General features: G+C 51.1%; 13 protein-coding genes. 6 read left to right on the plus strand and 7 right to left on the minus strand.

What is annotated here, in order from left to right:
* The first annotated feature begins 140 nt into the window (after positions 1-140).
* The 4 genes from H144_RS0110000 to H144_RS32985 all read left to right on the plus strand — a co-directional run bounded on the left by H144_RS0110000 (position 141) and on the right by H144_RS32985 (position 5,947).
* Positions 141-3,242, plus strand: coding sequence for a PVC-type heme-binding CxxCH protein (locus H144_RS0110000; RefSeq protein WP_019941919.1), 3,102 nt, complete (start codon positions 141-143; stop codon positions 3,240-3,242).
* A gap of 32 nt (positions 3,243-3,274) precedes the next feature.
* On the plus strand, positions 3,275-4,483 hold the full coding sequence (locus H144_RS0110005; RefSeq protein WP_019941920.1) for an FG-GAP repeat domain-containing protein: 1,209 nt from the start codon (positions 3,275-3,277) through the stop codon (positions 4,481-4,483).
* Between the two features lie 5 nt (positions 4,484-4,488).
* Positions 4,489-5,334: a sugar phosphate isomerase/epimerase family protein gene (locus H144_RS0110010; protein WP_019941921.1), complete on the plus strand. Its 846-nt coding sequence runs from the start codon at positions 4,489-4,491 to the stop codon at positions 5,332-5,334.
* Between the two features lie 217 nt (positions 5,335-5,551).
* The gene (locus H144_RS32985; RefSeq protein WP_019941922.1) at positions 5,552-5,947 is read left to right on the plus strand and encodes a Uma2 family endonuclease; all 396 of its coding nucleotides are present in this window, start codon (positions 5,552-5,554) and stop codon (positions 5,945-5,947) included.
* Positions 5,948-6,005: 58 nt separating this feature from the next.
* Here H144_RS32985 and H144_RS0110020 read toward each other — a convergent pair whose 3' ends face one another.
* Positions 6,006-7,532, minus strand: coding sequence for a malate:quinone oxidoreductase (locus tag H144_RS0110020; RefSeq protein ID WP_019941923.1), 1,527 nt, complete (start codon positions 7,530-7,532; stop codon positions 6,006-6,008).
* Positions 7,533-7,772: 240 nt separating this feature from the next.
* Positions 7,773-8,564: a hypothetical protein gene (locus H144_RS34705; RefSeq protein WP_019941924.1), complete on the minus strand. Its 792-nt coding sequence runs from the start codon at positions 8,562-8,564 to the stop codon at positions 7,773-7,775.
* A 95-nt stretch (positions 8,565-8,659) separates the two neighbouring features.
* Here H144_RS34705 and porU2 (H144_RS0110030) point away from each other — a divergent pair, with 95 nt between their 5' ends.
* Both porU2 (H144_RS0110030) and porU2 (H144_RS0110035) read left to right on the plus strand, forming a co-directional pair.
* Positions 8,660-11,611: a putative type IX secretion system sortase PorU2 gene (gene porU2, locus H144_RS0110030; protein ID WP_084599939.1), complete on the plus strand. Its 2,952-nt coding sequence runs from the start codon at positions 8,660-8,662 to the stop codon at positions 11,609-11,611.
* Positions 11,612-11,665: 54 nt separating this feature from the next.
* The gene (porU2, locus tag H144_RS0110035; RefSeq protein WP_019941926.1) at positions 11,666-14,974 is read left to right on the plus strand and encodes a putative type IX secretion system sortase PorU2; all 3,309 of its coding nucleotides are present in this window, start codon (positions 11,666-11,668) and stop codon (positions 14,972-14,974) included.
* 22 nt (positions 14,975-14,996) lie between these two features.
* On the opposite strand, the gene H144_RS0110040 is transcribed toward porU2 (H144_RS0110035), so the two are convergent.
* From H144_RS0110040 to H144_RS0110055, 5 genes are all read right to left on the minus strand, one after another.
* Positions 14,997-16,931, minus strand: coding sequence for an asparagine synthase-related protein (locus H144_RS0110040; protein WP_019941927.1), 1,935 nt, complete (start codon positions 16,929-16,931; stop codon positions 14,997-14,999).
* Positions 16,932-16,975: 44 nt separating this feature from the next.
* Positions 16,976-17,131 carry a lasso RiPP family leader peptide-containing protein gene (locus H144_RS35085; RefSeq protein WP_157504607.1) on the minus strand — a complete coding sequence of 52 codons (156 nt, stop codon included), beginning with the start codon at positions 17,129-17,131 and terminating at the stop codon, positions 16,976-16,978.
* Between the two features lie 135 nt (positions 17,132-17,266).
* On the minus strand, positions 17,267-17,986 hold the full coding sequence (locus tag H144_RS0110045) for a hypothetical protein (protein WP_019941928.1): 720 nt from the start codon (positions 17,984-17,986) through the stop codon (positions 17,267-17,269).
* A gap of 24 nt (positions 17,987-18,010) precedes the next feature.
* The gene (locus tag H144_RS0110050; protein WP_019941929.1) at positions 18,011-18,664 is read right to left on the minus strand and encodes a uridine kinase family protein; all 654 of its coding nucleotides are present in this window, start codon (positions 18,662-18,664) and stop codon (positions 18,011-18,013) included.
* Between the two features lie 49 nt (positions 18,665-18,713).
* Entirely contained in the window at positions 18,714-20,543 is a 1,830-nt protein-coding gene (locus H144_RS0110055; protein ID WP_019941930.1) for a PorZ beta-propeller-like domain-containing protein, read from the minus strand.
* Positions 20,544-20,551: the final 8 nt, after the last annotated feature.

Genomic DNA, 20,551 nt, shown 5'->3' on the forward strand with positions numbered 1-20,551 from the left:
AACACCACGGGGGCTGCGGTACAGGATCGCAGCCCTTTTTTGGGATTAACATCCTCATTGTTATAGTAAAAGTGCAGCGGTTTCTGGTTTATTACATTACGATTTCAACAAATCCTCAACCCTGCTTCCTTCTCGATCGTATGGTGACCCTCCGATGCACTGTGAAAGTCGGCCTGGCTATCCTGGCTGCGTCCACGTTGTTTCAAACGCAGAGCTGTAAACCTCCCCAAAACAAACCCGGCCAGAAGGTTACCGCTGCGTCGCCAAAAGACATCTACGCCGAACATATCCGTTCCACGGGGTTCAAAACACCGGAGGAAGAGCGCCTGAGCTTCGTATTGCCAGAGGGTTTCGAGGTAACGCTTTTTGCCTCCGAGCCCGACATTACCAAGCCCATGAACATGGAATTCGACGACCGGGGCAGGTTATGGGTCACACAATCGTCGGAGTATCCGGTGGCTGCGGGGACGAGCGACGGTAAGGACCGCATTACGATCCTGGAAGACAGGAATGGCGACGGGCGGGCCGATATATTTACACATTTCGACGATAACCTCAATATCCCGATCGGCATTATGCCCGTAGCCGATGGCGCTATCGCGTACAGCATTCCCAATTTATATCATTTCAAAGACCTCGATAACGATGGTAAAGCCGACAGCCGGGAGATTCTGCTGGCTGGCTTCGGGCATAAGGACACGCACGGGATGGTGAACAATCTCATGCGCGGGTACGACGGCTGGCTGCACGTTTGTCACGGTTTTTCCAACATTTCGACCGTGGCGGGAACGGACGGCGACTCGATCCGTATGACTTCCGGGAATACTTTTCGGGTGAAAATGGATGGCAGCCACGTAGCGCAAACGACTTTCGGGCGCGTGAATCCATTTGGGTATGCCTACGACGAGAAGGGCTATCTGTATTCGGTGGATTGCCATACGAAGCCGATTACGCAGCTGATTTTCGGGGGAGAATACCCGCACTTCGGCAAAAAGGCACCCGTAGGCCTCGGTTTTGCACCCACGATGATGACGTATGACCTGGGTTCGACCGCATTGGCGGGCCTGGTATACTACACGGGCCGGCAATTTCCGGCCGAATACCGCAACAGCTTCTTTACCGGCGATGTGGTGACCTGCCGCATTGACCGCAATACCATTACATTCATCGGTTCGACACCCTCGTCGAAAAAGGAGGAGCCGTTTCTCGTGAGTAAAGACCCGTGGTTCAGGCCCGTGGATATCAAGGTGGGGCCGGATGGTGCATTGTATATCGCCGATTTTTACAACCGCATTATCGGGCATTACGAGGTAGCATTGAACCACCCGGGACGCGACAGGGTAAGCGGGCGCATCTGGAAAGTGGCTTATAAGGGAAACAAGCCGCACGAAAACCTGCCGGTTACCGATTGGTCGAAAGCAACGATCGGACAATTACTGCAAGGCCTGCGACACCCGCAGCTGAATACGAGACTGAAAGTAGCGGACCGGCTGGTGGATACCTGGAGAGAAAAAGCCGTGGGGCCTTTGAGAGGCTTATTGAATGCGGACACCGATCCGGCAACTCATGCACATGCGCTATGGATCCTGCATCGGCTTGGGGTGCTGGATGATGGCTCGCTGGATCATGCATTGGCACACCATGACGCCGGGGTTAGAATCCATGCGTTGCGTATCCTGAATGAGCGCCCCGCCATTTCTGATGCGCATTATGTCAAAACGACCGAGGCATTGACAAATGGTGATCCGTTCGTTCGGCGGACGGCTGCGGAGGTTTTAACCCATTTCACCAAAGCGGAGAGCCTTGCCTTACTAATGGCCTTGTACGAAAAAACGCCGGAGGAGGACACGCATTTGCGGTACACGGCACTGCTGGGTGTTCGGGATAACCTTAAAAATCCGGGTGTAATGTGGCGATTGCCGGCAATGCACTGGAACGACCGGCAGCTGGCGTTGATCAATAGGGCGTTGCTCGATGTACCGTCGTCGGCTGGGGCGTCTTTCCTGCTCGACTACACGCTCACGCACGAGCTTGCGCCGAAAGAACTGTTGAACAACCTCGAATACATCGGCCGGCTGGCAGCGCCCTACCAGATCGAGAAGGCCATTGACCTGATCACGACGAGATTTGCCAACGAACCGGAAACGCAGCTTTCGCTCTTCCGGACGATCCAGACGGGTATCCGGCAAGGCGGTACTGTGCCGAGTGCCAAAATGATCGCCTGGGGCGAAGGGCTGGCGGGGAAATTTCTTGAAAATGTTTCAGGTAAGGATAAGGAGTCGGCCGCGGTATTGAAGCAGCGTGTTACCGCGGCGGAAATTGCCGGGGAATATCGATTCAAATCTCTGGAACCGGCGCTTCGGGCAATTTTGCAGAATTCCTCCGTGGACCCTGTCATACGCGGCGCGGCGGCGGGAGCATTGATGAACATCGATCCGAGAGGTAATGTGAATGTGCTTGCCGGCATATTCAATGACCCGTCCCAGACACCGGCGTTACGCGAGAAACTGGCCATTGCGATGGGTCAGGCGGCGTCGCCTTCGGTATTTGAAACTTTGAAAAAGCAACTTGCCAGCGGTGCACGGAACCTGCAGATAGCGATCGCAACGGTGCTTTCCAACAGTTCCGAGGGAATCGGTTATTTGCTCAATGCTTTCAAAGACGACGACCTCGCGGCGGATATTGCTGTTGAAACGGCCGTGCAGGAGCGGCTTACCACCCATGCGAACGCGGCCCAGCAGGGGCAGATGCGCGCACTGCTCGCCATAGGTGCAAAAGAGCGCGAAGAACGGCAGAAGCTGATCGACGACCGCATTGCCAATTTTAAGCCGGCCACGGCGTTTTCGGATGCGGGAAAGGTGGTTTTTGTACAAAATTGCAGTGGCTGCCACCAGATCCAGGGCTCGGGAGGGATGGTGGGGCCGCAGCTCGACGGCATCGGAAACTGGGGACACAAGGCATTGACCCAAAAAATCCTTGACCCCAACAGGAATATAACTGAGGCGTTTCGTACTTATAATATCACATTGAAAAATGATAAGACCCTCACCGGCTTGTACCGAAGGACCGAAGGCGAAACGATGGTGTTCGCGGACATGGCCGGGCAGGAGTTTTCGGTGGTAAAAGGCGATTTGAAGGAATACCGGGCGTCGAAATACACGTTAATGCCCGACCAGTTCCGGAACATCATTCCCGAAAAGGACTTTTACGCATTGCTGGATTACCTGCTGGGGGTGAAATAACATTTGAGTACTAATCCAAACCCATAAACCTGATGATTTTAACCGGAAGAGTTTTAAGATGGCTTTGTCTGATCAATATAGTAGCATTAACCGGGACGGCGGCGACGGCGCAGACGAAGGCAAAAAGCGGTTCGACCATTAACTTTAAGAAGACGGAACTGACCAAACGGTTCATCGCGGAAGGAGCTGCGATGGGGGATGTGAACAAGGACGGTAAAAAAGATATTCTCTCAGGGGCGTATTGGTTCGAGGCGCCCGATTGGAAAGAACACGAGCTGGCCAAACCGCAGGAATTTATCGTGAACGGCAGTTACAGCGATTCCTTCCTGGACTTCGCCATGGACGTCAACCAGGATGGCTGGATAGACCTCATCCGCATCGACTGGCCGGGTAAGGCGGCGGCGTGGCACGAGAACCCGCAAAACAAGCCGGGCCATTGGCCGGTACATACCATTTATTCTTCGGTAGGAAACGAGTCGCCGCAGCTGATCGATATCGATGGCGACGGCCGGCTGGACTTGCTATGCAACGACCCGACGGAGAAAAAGGTAATATGGCTTAAATGCCCCTCCAAAAAGGGCGAGACGAATTGGGAAAAATACGTCGTCAGTAACGACCCTAACAACTCGACGCATATGTACACGCACGGGATCGGGTATGGCGACATCAATGGCGACGGCCGGAAAGATGTGATCGTGCGGAATGGCTGGTGGGAAGGACCTGCGGGCGGCCCTGCGAAATACCCCAAAGACAAGGATTGGAAGTTCCATCCGGCGGATCTGGGACAGGATTGTTCACAAATGTATGTGCTTGACCTGAATGGCGACGGCCTCAACGACGTGCTCAGCGCGTCGGCGCATAATTACGGCATCTGGTGGCACGAGCAGCGGAAGGAGGGCAAGGAAACCGTTTGGATTCACCACGATATCGACAAGACTATTTCCCAAACGCACGGTTTGGCATTGAAGGACCTGAACGGCGACGGTCATCCTGATTTCATTACCGGCAAACGCTATTTCGCGCACAATGGCAATGACCCGGGCGAGTTCGAGCCGGCATTTGTTTCGTGGTTTGAATACAAGCCCGGCAAAGTCCCGACGTGGATCAGGCACGATATTGATGACAACTCGGGCGTAGGACTGCACGTGACCGTGGAAGACCTAGACGGCGACGGACTGCTCGACATTGTGACCGGCAATAAAAAAGGCGTCCGCATTTTTACACAGCAAAAAGGGAAATAGCCTCGATGAAATTTGGTATCAATACCTACCTGTTTTCTTCACCATTCACGAACGAAAGCATCTCGTTTTTCCCGCAGTTCAAAGCGTGGGGGTTTGATTTTGTGGAAATCGCATTGGAAAACCCTGCGGACATCGATCCCGTGATCGTGCGGAAGGCGTTGGATGATAACGGGCTGGAATGCAGGTCGGTATGCGCGGCCACCGGTGCCGGGCGCGACCTGCGCGGCACACGGAAGGACCAAGTGACGGCGATCGAATACGTGGAGGCATTGATACGTATTGCTCTCGTGCTCGGTAGTAAGCTGGTGGCTGGTCCTATTTATTCGGCGGTAGGCCGGGCGGAACTGGTACCGGACGACCAAAAGCGGAAGCAATGGGAACTCGTAGCAGGCAACCTCAAAGCTCTGGCCGATTATGCAGCCCAGCAGGGCGTCAAACTGGCTATTGAACCGTTAAATCGCTACGAAACCGACTTTATCAACACCTGCGAGCAGGCATTACGCATGATCGCCGATGTGGGAAGCGACGCATTGCAGGTCCATCTCGACACATTCCATATGAATTTGGAGGAAAAAGATCCCGCGCTGGCGATACGGAAAGCGGGGAGCAAGCTCGGACTTCTGCACGCCTCCGGCAGCGACCGCGGCACACCCGGCAACGATCAGATCAATTGGGACCGCATTTTCGCCGCACTGGATGCCATCCATTATCCCGGAGACATCGTCATCGAATCGTTCACGCCGGACGTCAAAGTCATCGCCAAAGCCGCCTCCATCTGGCGCCAGGTAGAGCCCTCCCGCGAGGCGATCGCCGTGGATGGGTTACGATTTCTGCGCTCGCTGGCGTTTTGACCTGTTGATTATAATGCCGGTACTTTCAGGAATTGAAACCAGCTGTTTAGCTGTTATAGTGGGAATAGGCATGCGGATTTGGTATTATTGTAAAAACGAATGGGCTCATGATCACAAGTTTCGACCAATTGGACCTTACGAAGCAATACACCTACGCCGATTACCTGAAATGGCAATTCAAGGAGCGTCTGGAACTGATTAAGGGGCATTCTACAAAATGTCACCGGCACTGTCCCGGCGGCATCAGGCGGTTGTATGGAAGCTTTCTCAGGCCATCGGAAACCATATCAACGAACATCCATGCGAGGCATATGGTGCGCCATTCGATGTCCGGTTGCCTGACGACAATGGTTGCCTTGGGGCGCCCGATCTGGTTGTGGAAGTACTTTCGCCGGGTAATACATCCCGGGAGTTAAACTCTAAATACAAAATTTATGAGGAGAGCGGAGTTCGTGAATACTGGGTTGTGTACCCTGATTATGAGCATGTAGCGGTATTCTTACTCGATGATTCAGGAAAATTTGTCGGGCAGGAGCCTAAAACGAGTGGCGAAGTGCTGACTTCTTTCATATTCCGCGACCTCAGCGTCAATCTCTCAGACATCTTCGCGTGATAAAACCCAAAAGCCCCGGATCATTCCGGGGCTTTTCTATATCATTTTAACCTAAAAATCACGCGGTAACTTCGGCTTCCAGGTGCGAAGCGCTCAGGTGCAGCACTTCGGTAGTCCACGCGCGGGTTTTGGCGGCAAGGTCTTTCTCCTTTGACAGGGATTTTCCGAATGACGGGATGATCTTTTGGAATTCGCGCTGCCATTCAGGGCTTTTAGCTTCGGCGAAGCATTTGTGGATCAATTCGAGCATGATCGAAACGGCGGTGGATGCACCCGGGGACGCGCCCAGCAATGCAGCGAGCGAGCCGTCGGCTGCCGTTACCATCTCGGTTCCGAATTCGAGCACGCCGCCCGCCTTCTTATCCTTTTTGATCACCTGCACACGCTGGCCGGCCGTTTCCAGGCTCCAGTCTTCCAGTTGTGCCTCGGGGAAATAGTCTTTCAACGCTTCCAGGCGGTCTTCCGGCGACTGTCTTACCTGGTCGATGAGGTATTTCGTCAGCGGAATGTTGTGCAAACCAGCCGCGATCATCGGTTTGATATTGTTCAGCTTGATCGAAAGCGGCAGGTCGAGGTATGAACCGTTTTTCAAAAATTTAGTGGAAAAACCGGCATATGGGCCAAATAGCAATGCTTTTTTGCCATCGATAATGCGGGTATCGAGGTGAGGGACCGACATCGGCGGCGAACCTACCGAAGCCTTTCCGTACACTTTCGCCTGGTGTCTTTCAATGATTTCGGGCTTGTTGCAAACCAGCCACTGGCCGCTTACCGGGAAACCTCCGAAACCTTTTCCTTCCGGAATATTCGATTTTTCGAGCAGGGGCAGCGAACCGCCGCCGGCGCCGATGAAAATGAATTTAGCCTGGATCTTGCTCTCTTTCTTCGTTGCGCGGTCTTTCACGTCGATCTGCCAGGTGTTGTCCTTTCTGCGTTTCAGATCGTCGACCTCGTAGTTGAGGTAGAGATTCACACCGTCCTGTTTTTCGAGATAGTCGAACATCGCCTTGGTCAATGCACCGAAATTGACGTCGGTACCGAGTTCCATGCGGGTAGCGGCAACTTTTTCGTCGGCATTACGGCCGTCCATGACCAGCGGAGCCCAGTTGGCGATCACATCCTTGTCTTCGGTATATTCCATACCCTGGAAAAGGTGGTGGCTCGTAAGAGCCTCGTAACGTTTGCGTAGATACTCCACGTTTTCCTCACCCCAAACAAAGCTCAGGTGTGGAATGTTGTGGATAAATGTATCAGGTGAATCGATCACCTCATTTTCTACCAGATACGACCAAAACTCCTTCGATACCTCGAACGACTCGGCGATCTTGATGGCTTTTTTGGTTTCGATGGAACCGTCGGCGAGTTGCGGCGTATAGTTCAGCTCGCAAAAAGCGGAGTGGCCGGTACCGGCATTGTTCCATGGGTCTGAGCTCTCGGCAGTTACGCGGTCCAGACGTTCGAAAACGGAAATGGTAATGGAAGGATTAAGTTTTTTGAGAAGAACCCCGAGCGTAGCGCTCATAATGCCTGCCCCTATCAAAACCACGTCAGGTGAGCTCGTTTTTGAAGACTTTTTGGTATTCATCACGACAAAAAGGAAATATGGTAAGAAGGCCTAAGCCCGGAAAAGTACAAATTGCTGTTAGATAACAATCGTTCTAACAATATTTGTTTCGAAAATAGTATAATTTCAAAAATAAAAGTTAAGGGCAAATGTAAGTTCTTGGCAGGGGGCAATTAAAACTTCCTATGTTGCAAAAGCGGAAGGGTTAAAAAGAAAAAGCTGCCCTTGGGAGCAGCTTTTTCCTGTGCAATCGGGACACCGTTACAGATCGGCGCTTACCGCATCTGAATCTTTAAGATTTAAGGCTTTCACGACCGCGTTGTAATCCTTCCAGTCGATTGCCGCAGCACGTCTGAACTTTTCTGTTGGTACGATGATCACTCTCACAGCATCCAGGTCTCTTGCCGGTGCGGTAGGGGTGTCGTCAGTCCAGCTGGTCGGTTTGATCAACACAAAAAACGTTCTGCCGTTACGCAATGCATAGCGGAAGCTGAACGACGTGGTGTCACCGCTGGCAAATCCAACAGGGCCAGGAATTGACCACCAGTAGTCTTTGCTTTTGATGTAAACGAAAATACCAGCATTCACCAGCATTGCAGTGTCGGCGGGAGTCATGTTGCTGATACCGAACGAGTAACCGCCGTCAGATTCTGTTTTAAGCGGTCCGGTGGTGATGATTTTCGCACCAAGGGCATCTTTTCCGGCAACGCCTGTGTCACCTTTGGGTCCCTGGGGGCCAGCAGGGCCGGTAGCTCCGTCTTTACCCGCAGGGCCGACGTCACCTTTATCGCCATCGCAGTTTGCCAGTGCTACGCCGACTAGTACAACCCAAGCAAAGAAAATTAATCGTTTCAACATACTGATCGTTGTTTTGGTTAGAGTATTAGAGTACTTGTTTGCGGACAAATATAAGGATGAAATTATTTGGCGGTTGAAAAAATCATGCCTGCGGCAACATGTTGTTATTATTTGTCGTATTAATGCTTTAACCCGAGGCAACGCAATTAAGTAACCTTGCGCTGTTTTGAAATTATTGTATTTTTGTTTATTCATAATAGCGTTTCACTTTCCGCGTTGCAATCATTAAAGAGTTTATCGTTTTTATTATACACTAACAGTGTAAGTTATGCACTATAAAATTTGAGCTTATGAGATTAAAAAGGTTTACTTCATTCGTCAGTATGCTGGTTCTGGGAGTGTGCTTGTGCATACCCGATGCGTTTTCTCAAAAATGGGGCGGTGCTCATGGTAATGAGTGGCTCGCTGGCAAGTATGGCCAGCAATGGGTACGTATCGGTGTAGGTGCAAAAGGCATTCACAGGGTAGCAATTTCGTCGTTGCCAGCGGCATTTCAATCGGCTGACAAAGCCAAGCTGCAGTTGTGGCACCGTGGCAATCAGGTCGCGATCCTGAAAGCCGACGATACTGAAATTCTTTTTTTCGGGGTGCCTAATGATGGTGCGTCGGATGAATTGTTATATCGCCTTCCCACTTCCCGGAAGAACCCTTATTTCAGTACTTTCTCCAATGAAAGCGCTTACTTTCTGACAATTGGCGCTGAGAATGGTTCGCGTGCGGCAGTGGAAAATACGGCAGTTGATAATGGTGTCGGTGCAACTGAATTTCACAATCAGGTTGAGCTGAAAACCTATCAGACCGAGTATACCCATTTTACCTATTATTCAACACGGCCGTCTACTTTCAACAGCTATTTTGAAGATGGTAAAACCGGTACAGGCTCACGACTCCCGCTCACAACCGGCGCGGCAAGCCCGGTATATGTGACCAACCCTGCGTCCGCGTCGCAGCCCGGGTCAGTAGCGAGTAACTTCAATTTTGCTGCAAAAAACATATTCGGAGGTTCTATTCCGAAGGTGAAATTGCTTTTGAGCGGAAGAGGTAATGCTGCCCAGGTGCAGGTTAAGGTGGGTAAGACGAGTGCAGCCCTCAGATCGGTGACGACCGTCAACACATTTGACTTCGGACCCCAGGAAATCAATTTCGACCTTGATCCGTCGGTGGATTATGATGCCAACGGTGGTACATTCGGATTTCAAAACGTCGTTCCTTCGTCGTGGTTCTCTGTTAGCTACTTTACAGTATCTTACGACCAGACGATCGATGCGCAAGGTTTGAACACATATCAGTTCAACCTGCCGGCTGCGCCTGACGGCTCCAAATCAAGGGTGCCGATCGCTAATCCGCCTGCGAACCCGCTGTTTTACGATATTTCAAATATCGATAGCCCCCGCATTATCCAGGGAGCTGCATCCAACCTGATGGTAACACGTAACGGTGCGGCGTTGAACCTGCTCGTTACCAATGCCGCTCAGAACATCAACGTAGCTGCCGGTAAAATTTCTACCGTAACATTCCAGGAAATCAGTCCTGCGAGCTACAACTACCTGATTATCGCTGCGGATAACCTCGCTGCTTCTGCGCAGGCATTTGCAACCTACCGTCAGAGTGGCTCGCCAGGTGTGAAATACGATCCCGTTGTCGTGAAGGTGAAGGACCTGTACAATGAATTCAACTATGGCGAACCAAGCCCGGTTGCGATTAAAAGATTTGTGGACTACATGATTTCGGATGGCAACAAATCGAAATTCCTGTTGCTGCTCGGCAAATCGATCACCAGACCAGACAAAGTAGTAAAGGAATTGCCGGATGAAGTGCCAACAGTGGGCTTCCCTGGCTCCGACCTTTTGCTGGTAGACGGTCTGCGCGGTACTCCGGACGACGTTCCTGCGATCCCGGTTGGCCGTATTTCCGCGCAAACCGATGCAGAAGTAAATGCATACCTGGCGAAGATCCAGGCGTATGAGGCTGAGAAGACCGTCGCATGGAGAAGAAATGTATTGCACATCAGCGGTGGTAAAGATCTGGGCGAGATCAACCAGTTCGGAGGATATCTGAGCACGATCGGTACAACCGTAGCGAGCTCTCCGTTCAATGGTAGTGTTACCGCAAAATTGAAAACCCAGGCGGCCGATGTGATCGAAGAATTGAACATTGCCAACGAAATCAACAATACCGGGATGGGGATGATCAGCTATTTTGGTCACGGCTCTACCTACCGGACAGATTTGAACCCTGGCTACGTGACTGATCCAGGAAAAGGTTACAACAATACCAAATTCCCTGTGTTGTTCTACAATGGCTGCGGTGTCAATAATGTTTTCAGTGGTCTTTTTGCTACTACGGTCAATACCAGCTCTTCACGCCCGTTGTCGCTCGACTGGCTGCTCGCGCCAGGTAAGGGTGCTATCGTGGTGTTCGGAAATACCTGGGATGCATATGCGAGTACTTCCAACGAATATCTGGATCGCCTGTATCCCGTGATCTTCTCGAAAACGGACAAAGATCGTGGCACCATCGGCCAAATCTTGCAGGATGTTGCATTGCAAACCAAGCTGGCGAAGGGTTATACCTACAATCCCGGACAAAACAGCCGCGTGGCTGCGTACTATGACGCCGACCGCGCGAATATCCACCAGGTATTGCTTCAAGGTGACCCGGCGCTGAAAATCCTGATCAACGAAGCACCGCTGCCGGTCGACCTGATCTATTTCAACGCCAAAACCATTGGCGAAAAAGTGGAACTGACCTGGAAGACTGCTTCGGAACGCAACAACAGCCACTTCATTATCGAAAGAAGCTACAATGCTCGTAATTTCGAAGAAGTTGGCCGCGTAGAAGGAAAAGGCGATTCCAATTCAGAAGTAACCTATTCGTTCGTGGATTCCAAGCCGTTCAGCGGAAGAAGCTACTATCGCTTGAAGCAAGTTGACCTTGACGCCGTAGTGAATGGAAGCATCCAGAAAGGTGAGGAAACGCTGTCGAGAATCGTTTCAGTTGAAGTAGACAAAACTGCCGCTATGTCGGTTTCTCCCAACCCGTCTTCGGAATATTTCGAGATCAAACTGGAAGTGCCGACTCAGATCAGCAAATGGAAGCTGGTAGATGTGAATGGCCGTTTGATCAAAGACAACGGAACGGGAAGCCGCGTGAATCTGACGAATCTTTCACCAGGAGAATACATTGTGGAGGTTACCACTGTCAATGGTGATAAATACACCAAGAAGGTAATCAAACTGTAATTGTTTTTGCAGGGCATGGAGTCATTTCCATGCCCTTACTTTTTTATTTAAGCTATGTCACTGAAAGTTTTACGGCATTTACAGTTAATTCTGTTGTTGGGAATCGGGTTTTCCCGGAGCGTTTTTGCGCAATGGGGAGCACCTTATACCAATGAATGGATTGCGTACGATCAGCCCTACGTTAAGCTGAAAGTTTCTCAAAAGGGAATTTATAAAGTACCATTCTCGGCATTGCCCGCAGGTTTTCCTGTTAACCAGCCCGAAAAACTGCAACTGTGGCATCGGGGTACGCAGGTAGCAATTCTGAGCGCCGTAAACAACGAGATCCTTTTTTACGGCGTGCCCAACGACGGTTCGATAGACTCGCTTCTGTACCGGCCGATGAGCAGCCGGATGAACCCCTACACAAGTCTTTACTCCGACGAAAGCTCATACTTCCTCACCGTTGGAAAAACCAACGGCCTGCGTGCCGAAGCTGTGGGCTCCACCACCGGCGCAGGAACAGTAGCAACCTCACACGTGCGGACGGACGTAACGGCATTTGCCAATGAATACTCATTGAGCACGCTGAGCTCTATACGGGCCAGTTTTTTCAACAGCTTTTTCGAAAATGGAGCCAGCAAAACCGGCGTCACAGTGTTGCCGGGCAAGTCGGTTACTTACAATTTTCAATTGACGAAACGTGCAGCCGGCGGCAAGCCGCTAGTTAAACTAATGGTGCACGGACGCAGCAACAACACCCGGTCAATCGAAGTGTATGTTGGTAAGACAGAAGCATCGGCCCGGAAAGTTTCGGCCATAGCGAATGCCAACTTTACCGCGTCGATTTATTCATTTGAACTGGAAGAGGCCGATCTCGCGGCCGACGGCAGCGGCATATTGCTTCTGAAATCCATCGCATCGGATACCCGCGACCGGTTTTCCCTGGCATACTACACCATTACTTATAACCAGGCTACGAGCATAGGCTCGGAAAAAAGCCTGGAATTCAATTTCCCCAAAACAACAGACGCTAGCACACACGTAAAAATTGCCGGAGCCTCGGCGGGCAGTAAAGTATATGATATTTCAAATGCCGATGTGCCGCGGCTTCTGCCTGGTAACGGCGCCGAGCTGGTTGTACCTCGCGTGAAGGACAAGAACCTGACGGTGCTTCTGACCAACGAAACGCTCTCGATTGCGGCTGCCAAAATCTCATCCGTTACGCTTGTCAAGCCCGATGTGAAGAAATACAATTACCTGATCATTACCAACCAGACGTTGGAAGACGGCGCCAAAGCATACGCCACTTATCGCGCGTCGGCAGAAGGGGGCTCGTTCGTGCCGCTGGTGATGAAAATAACGGATGTTTACGATCAGTTCAACTTCGGCGAGCCGAACCCGGTAGGAATCCGCAGGTTCGTGGATTATATGCTATCCGACAAAAATCTGGATAAGTACCTTTTCCTGATGGGCAAATCCATCACATTCAATGAACGGATGGTGCGTGAACTCCCCGACGAAGTGCCGACGGTCGGTTTTCCCGGATCGGATATCGTGCTGGTAGAAGGATTGGCGGGTGCGCCCAGGGAGGTGTCGGCGATCCCAGTCGGGCGTCTTTCAGCTATCACGAATCAGAATGTATACGATTATCTGGCCAAAGTAAAGGAATATGAGCATGCAGGCAGCCAGGATGTAAGCTGGAAGAAAAACATCCTTCACCTGAATGGAGGCAAGTCGTCTTCAGAAATTACGCAGCTTAAAAACATTCTCGCGGGATTGGCGCCACTGGCCGAAAAAGGCTACATCGGGGCAAAAGTGACCCCATTTGTAAAGCAGCAGGGCGTCGGCGAAGTAGAACCGGTGAACATTACGCCTGAAATAAATGCCGGCGTAGGGCTTCTGACCTATTTCGGTCACGGCTCGACGACCGTTACCGACCTCGATATCGGCTATATTACCGACGCGGCACGTGCGTATAACAATCAAGGCAAATACCCGATGTTGTATTTCAATGGATGCGGCGTAGGTAATGTCTTCAGTGCGCGCTTTAATACCAGTCCGTCTTCTTCCGACCGGATCGCCCTTTCGCTCGACTGGATCATTGCACCCAAACGAGGTACCGTAGCGCTCATTGCCAATACATTTGATACCTACGTTTCTTCAACCAGCAACTATCTCGATAAACTATATACGACGCTTTTCCTCGATGCGAATACATCGAAACAGTCGATCGGGAAAATTCAGGTGGAAACAGCCAGACGGATTTTTGCCAATGGCTACAATTCCTACGATATCGCCAATGTACACCAGGCGCTTCTGCAAGGAGATCCGGCCCTTAAAATGATTTACGTAGCATCACCGGATTACTCTGTGGATGCCGACGAGAGCATTACCATTTATTCGGAAGCGCCCGGAAAGAGCATCGAGAAGTCTGCCAACCTGCGTGCGTCGATCGTGATCAAGAACCAGGGTAAATACAATACTGACGAAAAGCTGCCGGTTCAGCTGACCTACGTTTTCAAGGACGGTACCAGCGAGACCAAAACGCAAACCGTGGCGGCAATGCCTTACGAGGATACAATTCAAATTGCATTCCCTAACAAAGGAGCGTTGAAGCTCGTGCAGGTAAGACTGGACCCTGCAAATACGATCGTAGAATTGAATGAGTCGAATAACGTGGCCGAACTGGTCGTAGACTGGGAGATCGCTAAAAACCAGGAAGTATATCCGGCCGAAAGGGTGAAAGACGTGATCGCACCTGTTTTGGATGTAACGTTCAACGGGCGGGTGATTCAGGATGGCGAGGAAGTAGGTGCGCAACCGACCATTAAATTTACCCTGACCGACGACCGCCTGATGTCGGCCGACACAAGCTTGATGGATATTTTTATAAAACCGTGTGCGGATAACAACTGCGATTTCCAGCTTGTTCCCTACAAGGATTTGACGATCAAACAGATTTCCGACAAGGCCGTGCAGATTGAATTGAAAACTACATTGGCTGCGGCGGGCATTTATGAAATCCTCGTCAACACGCAGGACAATTCAGGTAATGCCTCGGTCGGCCCGTACCAGATCCGTTTTGCGATTGGTGAAGGGGTAGAGGGTATTGAGCTGGTCTGCTCGCCGAATCCCGCAACGGACTACGTGAGGTTCCGGGTGAAAGGCATCAAGCCGGATGCGGTACAGCAGGTGCGGTATGTGATTTATGATTTGAAAGGTATTCTGCGGGTGGATCAGAGTGTCAAGCCCGCGTCATCTATTTCTGACTGGTACTGGACACCCAACGCCAGCGCCGGAACCTACATTTACAAGGCTGTGGTAACCAAGACCGATGGCTCAGAACAAACCTTTACAGGAAGGGTAAATATCATTAAATAATAGTGGAAACGGTATTGAATGGTTAAGGTCGGTAATTCTCTGATTTTAACCATTCAAGCCACGCCGCAACGGAAATCGTTCGCGTCACGTGGAAAAGGCTCCGGGTATACTCGTCCATCGCAATATTCTCCGTTTTCAAAAATTTGACCGTCCCCTCAAATTTCCTCCGGTCGACGTACTGCCAGATTTCCGAAGTATCATTCAACAGCTCTTGCGACTGATCGTACAATGCGAGCGTCGACAGGCGCCCGCGCGGGCCGATATGTGTTTTCTGCGAACGTAGCCGCACCTTTTCGGGAAGTATGCCCTTCATCGCCTCCCGGAAATGCATTCTGCCCAGCCCATTGCCATACTTGGTAACCTCGGGAACAGCCATGCAAAGCTCAAATAGTTCCTTGTCGAAAAATGGCGAACGGCTTTCGAGTCCATAGTCCGCGGCCAGAATGCTCCGGTTTTCGTTGTGAAATATGGTGTGATGGTTATAAATTTCCTCAAAAGAAGCCTGAAATGTGGCCGGCACATCACCGCGCAACAGCGTTGACAATCCGGATAATTTCGGACGTTTTTTGAATGCCGATTCCAGAAAGTCGTCGCGCAACAATGTGATGGGCTGTATTGATTTTCCTTTCAACTTCTTCCAAACAGCAGACAACCCGCGTTTGCCGAAATACTGGGGTGACAACTTAAAATGCGCCGTGAGCTCACGGTATAAGCCCGGCAACTGCGCAGGGCCCATGATTCGCAGCGAACGGGAAATTTGCCGGTACAGGAAATTCTGCTCCACAATTTGCGTCTGTTCTTCGAAAGTCAATTTATCCCAGTTGGGGAAATCGCCTGCTTTGGAAAAGAATTGCGTTCGTTTGGTCAGGAGATCTTTTAATAATGCCCAATCTTTTTGCTGGTACAGCAGCGCAGGATATTCAAACCCGCTCCCAACGACTGAGTCGCCGCCATTTCCATTGAACAATACCTCGCAACCGAGCTGTGAAGCAAGCTCATACACCCCTTTTTGAAACGATGGGGATACGAACGTGGGCTGTGGATAACCCAGGATAGCCGTATGTTGCTGAATAGCTTCTAAATGCTTTTCAGAGAGCAGAATCTCGTGATGCGATGAATGAATGTTTCTCGCGACTTCGTGCGCAAAATCCTTGTCATCCGACGCCTCGCCCTGTGTGTTGTAATAAAAGGTGTGCAAAGGATTTTCAGGCGCGTAGAGACGCGCGAGTGTGCTCACCGACGAGGAATCGAGGCCGCCGCTCAAATGCGATCCCATGATGGTCCCGTCAGCCGGTAATTTGCCTGTAACAGCGTCTGTAAGCAAGGTTTTGAACCGTGCGGCGAAGTCAGGTAGTGAGTCTGCCAGTGGCGGGATCTCGAATTTAGTGAAGGGACGGGCTGTCACACTTTCGGCGCCGGCCGTTAATACGTGGCCCGGGAAAACGCATTTGACATGCTCGTAAAACGTTTCTCCGTTATAGTCGAGCTGCATGTCGCCGGAAAAGGTGAGGAAGGATTTGAGCCTCGCCTCATTGAGCGTTGCAAGTTGCTTGTCTTTCAGCAGGGAGAGCAGTCCGTGGAGATTGGACGAGAATGCGAAGAACTCGCCGGGAATATGTGTATAGTAAAGGGTATGCAGGCCAAAGATGTGCCGCGCGAGATGTACCTGGCCATTCGACTCTTCTATCCAGATCCCGGCAGCAAGCTTATCCCCCAATTTCGGGATCAATGCCTGAAAATCAGAAAGCGATGTTAAGACAACGGGACTAACGCCCCAGAGCTTAACATCGCTTTTGTTTTTCCCCTGAAATCCAACTACGAATGCATCGTTAGCTGTTTTTGACTTGCCTGGCTCCGAAAAGTTCAGAAAGCCGCCTTCCCAGGAGATTGAGTGTTGTTCGCCAGATTGACTTGACCAGTTGTTCGAATGATAAGAAACAAACCCTTGTATCAGCATTCTGTACGTAACTACGAAATTAGAAACCTAATTCTTTTCAAGAATCAAGCATCTGGTGCGTAGTTCGGCTCAGTTCCTTCATCATCAGGCTGGCTGCCGAGTTTTCCTTTGGTCAGCTTGTTAACACTCCCGTGTTGAACGAGCACCGGCTTCCGGTAAGACTTTTTTGTCTGTGTAGAGTGCGATGTCAATGTTCTCATTGTTTATCGGTTAATGAATGATTAATACCAGTATCCGTCGTAAAAATAGACAGATAAATTGAAATTACAAATATTATTCCAAAGGAATATGAAAAAAACAAGTCTTTGAGCAAAGTAAATCGCCCGGGCAATTAATTAACGGCTGCCAAATTCCAGGATTTTGCGCGATTTGTGACTGCCCGATTCTATTTTTTTCGAACCAATACATTCGTCATTTTGGCAAAATTCAAAGGCAGTCTGGTCGTCAGAAATGAGGCCCACGCCGCGTCCGTATTGTTTAACCGTCACATAGCGGTTGATGATCGAAGTATCGAAGCGTTCCACCACGGTAAGCACGTCGGCGAATGACTGGTCGTTGACCTGCGCAGGTTTGTTCACCGATTCATAAAAACATTGCTGCTTGTCCAGACTGTTGTAGCTGTTGCCGTTCCAGGTAGTCCGGGAGTCGATCGGGAAAGTGAGCGACAGGAAAGGCAGGTTGTCGATGTTGGTCAGGAGCTTGTCGGGATACTTTTGAATGGTGTATTCCTTTACTTTCTGCCAATAATCTGAGGATGAGCTGCGTGTGGATCTCGCGACAATGTACGTCACAATGCCCGCCGAATCCGAGGCAATGCGGTCGATCTCGTCCTTTTCCTGCCATTTGCTCACCGCTGGCTGCGTCTGGCCGGTGGAATACACTTCCTGGTCTACCTGGTAAACAATGTAATGACCCACAGCGGTAGGGTAGTAGCCGTAAGGATCGGAAGGGCCGGTGTCGTCGCCATCGCAGGCAAACAGAATAACCGACGCTACTGCAAGAATAGTGATGTGTCTAAGAAACGGTCTGAAAATCGTTTGTAAAGAATTCTTCATTAACCCGGTTAAATTTTGAAATGATTATGATGAACGTTTGTACTCTTCCTGCAATTTCCCTTTCAAAAAGCCGATCAGCACTTGAAGGCCCGTATCGAACCGCGAATTATTGTTAATGATCATATCGGCTTCGGCGCGCAAGGGAAGTATGAATTTGTCATAAGTTGGCGCCACGTGATGTTCCCACCGATACAATACGTCGTCGAGATCGTACCCACGTTCATTATTATCACGAATAATGCGGCGTTTTATTTTAACATGCTCCTTCGCATCGACAAAAATTTTCAGATCGATCAGCCGGGCTATTTCAGGAAAATAGAAAACGAAAATGCCTTCCACAATAATAATCGGTCGCGGCTCGAACACCAGTATTTCAGGCTTGATCAGCGGGTTGTTGAACGTGTATTCCTTCTGGTGCACCGAACGCCCCGCCCGCAGGACGGCAATATGCTCCGCGAAAAGGTGGTGGTCGATCGTTTCGGGAAGATCGAAGTTCTCCACGCCGTTCTCGTCCCGCGGGATCTCGTGAATGGGCCTGTAATAGTTGTCCTGAGAAATGCGGGTAACCTCCTCCTGGCTGAATGCGTCGATGAGGTTTTTCATGAAATAGGTCTTCCCCGAAGCGCTGCCGCCCGTGATTCCTACGATATAGGGCGGTCTTTCCTGGTTCGCCATCATATGGTCATGCGGCGCCCGTTCATCGGAACGCCTGGATCAATTTAGGATTTTAATTAATAATTGCCAATTTACCCGCCTGACGTTCATTGCCGTCGGCTCCCACGACAAACACCATATAGATGCCTCCGCGTGCGCGCCGTCCCGTGTAATCGTTCAGATTCCAGGACGCCATACCACCTTCCGAACGGGTTTCGAAAACGAGCCTGCCCGCCAGGTCGGTGATCTTCACGGTCGACTGTGCGGTGAGCCCGCTGATGCCTACATTGCCCGAATAACCCGGTCTGACGGGGTTCGGAAATATGCGGATGTCTGCCAGGCGTTCCGCCGCCGTTTTAGAGTCGGTTTGGTAGGACACCATGCCGGCGGGCGTATCTATAAAAAGCAGCCCCGTTTCCCCTTCGAAACGCAGTGCTGTGATCATGTCGGAGGGAAGCGGGCTGTCTGCCGCCGTAAATTTCCGAACCAGTTCGGTGCCGTCCGCGCTGAATTGGTACAGGCCCGTACGCGTACCGATCCATTTGCGGTTGCCAGGTTCCACGGCAATGGCCGTACATTCTTCATTGTTGAACAACCGGCGCTGGCCGTAAATGGGCAACAATGCATCTACCCGGCTCGCTTCGAGTACGCCGTCGGGAATGAAGTAGCCCGCGCCTTTCGCGCTTGCGAACCAGACGTACCCGTCCGTGTCGAGCGCAAGACTGTTAATTTTCGAAGCCGGCAAGCTGCCATTACCAATGGAGGTCGATAGCACCTTTTTGCGGGAGCCGTCTGCATTGCTCACAATGATACCGCCGCCCAATGCCTCGGGCAGGCGTGTCCACGAGAGGCCGGCGAGATCAGTAATGACCGAATCGGGGCGGGGCGAGATAGTCGTATCGGTTTGGGCAGGGGAAATTGGTTTGAAAGCCCCGAACTGATTCGTGACCAGCCCATTTTGAGGATCGGCGACCCACCATGCATTCCCATCGGCGCGCAGCCCCGCGCGAATGCCCGTGAAAAGTGGATTGGTCAAGGTCGTCGTCGTGTTACCCTGGCCAATGTTCACAATGGCGGTACCGGTCGTGGCGGTTAGCACGTCTCCGCTATCGAGGAGCCGCAATGCGGTGCTTACATTTGCATAGACCAGTTTCCAGCTTCCTTTTTCATATAGGTAAATACCTTTTCCGGAAACAGCAGCATAAATCGCATTGCCAAATGCCGCTATACTGGTCACATTGCCAGGCGCAGGAATGCTTTTCCAATTGGCAAAATACTGCCGGTTCACGTCTGCGCGCATGGATGTGGCCAGCACATTGCCTTGTGATGTTGTTACAAAAAGGGAATCACCGCCGAATGCGAGATCGCTTACTGCTATCTGTGCGCCGTTGGTACCGATGTAGCGGTAGGTTTCTTCGACCTGTTTGAGCCGGGAATCCAGCACCAGCACGCCGAAGCTCGAAGCGATATAGGCCAGTTCATCCCTGAAGACGATGCGCCGGATCGCTTTGTTTGCCGGTAGTCCCTGGGTGTTGTTCAAAAGGTCCCAGGTTTCGATCTGGTCCGGCTCCGACTGTTCGTTTAAGAATACAAAATCAATCACACCGTTGCGGTAGGCGAGCAGCAGCAGCTTTGAATCCGGTGAATAGCCCATCGCGCTGATGCCCGTGTTGCTCAGGCCATCGGCTTTCGACAGCGCGCGGGTGTCGCCATTCGTCGTGTTGACGGTAAAAAGTCCATTATAGGAAGCGCAATAAACCAGCGGGCCAGCATGAACGACCTGCTGTGCCGAGCGGTAATTGAAATGACTTTGCCATTGACCGATCGGCAAAACCTGTCCCAGGATGCGCGAAGGGCCGAATGCAACGGCCAGAAATAGCAACAGTATCCCCGCTTTGCGCATGTCTGAAT

Origin of the sequence: Dyadobacter beijingensis DSM 21582 (genome assembly GCF_000382205.1) — a bacterium.
Lineage (GTDB): Bacteria > Bacteroidota > Bacteroidia > Cytophagales > Spirosomataceae > Dyadobacter > Dyadobacter beijingensis.